This is a genomic window from Corallococcus sp. AB045 (assembly GCF_003668895.1).
GTDB classification, from domain to species: Bacteria; Myxococcota; Myxococcia; order Myxococcales; family Myxococcaceae; genus Corallococcus; species Corallococcus coralloides.
The window spans coordinates 1-1,503 of record NZ_RAWN01000413.1; the positions used below are offsets into that span (position 1 = coordinate 1).

Sequence of the window (1,503 nt, forward strand, 5' to 3'; positions counted from 1 at the left end):
CCGCCACCACCGCGCGACTGGCCCCGGCCACCCCGGTTCATCGGAGGACGGCTTTCCTCCACGTCACCGGGCAGGGGAGGCGGCAGGTGCGAGCGGAACGCGGCGTCCGCCACCACCGGCACGCTGCGGCGGATGGTGCGCTCGATGTCGCGCAGGTACGCGCGCTCCTCGGAGTCGCAGAAGGACACGGCCTGGCCGCTGGCGCCCGCGCGGCCCGTGCGGCCGATGCGGTGCACGTACTGCTCCGGCACGTTGGGCAGGTCGTAGTTGAACACGTGCGACAGCCCGTCGATGTCGATGCCTCGCGCCGCGATGTCCGTGGCCACCAGCACCCGCAGGGTGCCGGCGCGGAACTCGTCCAGCGCGCGCTCACGGGCGTTCTGGCTCTTGTTGCCGTGGATGGCGTCCGCGCGCACGCCCGCCGCCGTCAGCTGCTTGGCCACGCGGTTGGCGCCGTGCTTCGTGCGCGTGAACACCAGCGCGCGCGGAATCACCTTCGCGTCCTGGAGCAGGTGCGTGAGCAGCGCGCGCTTCTCCTCGCGCTCCACGAAGTACACCTGCTGGCTCACGGTATCCGCCGTGCTGGACGCGGGCGACACCTCCACACGCACCGGATCCTTCAGGATGTTGCGCGCCAGGTCCATGATGTCCGGCGGCAGCGTCGCGCTGAAGAACAGCGTCTGGCGCACCTGCGGCAGCACCTTGATGACCCGCCGCACGTCGTGGATGAACCCCATGTCCAGCATGCGGTCCGCCTCGTCCAGCACGAACACTTCCAGCGCGCGCAGGGTCACGAACCCCTGGTCGATGAGATCCAGCAGTCGCCCCGGCGTCGCCACCAGGATGTCCACGCCCTGGCGCAGCGCCTGGACCTGCGGATTCTGGCCCACGCCGCCGAACACCACCGCGTGGCGCAGGGGCAGGTTCTTGCCGTAGGTGACGAAGCTGTCACTCACCTGGCTGGCCAGCTCACGCGTGGGCGTCAGCACCAGGCAGCGCACCGGACGCGCGCCGCCCGCGGGCGCCTTCGCCGACAGACGCTGGAGGATGGGCAGCGCGAACGCCGCCGTCTTGCCCGTGCCCGTCTGGGCCACGCCCAGCACGTCCTTGCCCGCCAGGGCATGGGGAATCGCCTTCGCCTGGATGGGCGTCGGCGTGGTGTAGCCCTCCGCCTTGACGGCCTTGAGGAGCGAATCGGTCAACTGCAGTTCGTCGAAAGTCATGAAATTCCGTATGAGATGGGTCGGCGCACTCCCCCTCAGGCGGGGGACCGACCGCGCAGCGCACCCTCTCGCGGTATTGCGGGGGCGCCTGGCGGTACGCGGTCAGGCCAATCAACGGCCCGAGGCACCTGCGAACGACTTGGAACCCCTGAGCCTCCGGAACGATTCCCGGTGCCGCCCAGGGTCCGGCCACACTGCCTGCAACGGGAGGCAATGTCCCGGGAAATCCTCCCCGCCCGCCTGCCCCCGGCCGCTGTGGAGATTTCGGACAGGGCTGTTG

Annotated in this window: 1 protein-coding gene; it reads right to left on the reverse strand. The window is 70.3% G+C overall.

All coding sequences use genetic code 11. The features are described from left to right. Positions 1-1,223, reverse strand: a 1,223-nt coding sequence (locus tag D7Y21_RS41175; protein ID WP_233612506.1) for a DEAD/DEAH box helicase, incomplete at its 3' end; no start/stop codon positions are given. Positions 1,224-1,503 lie beyond the last annotated feature (280 nt).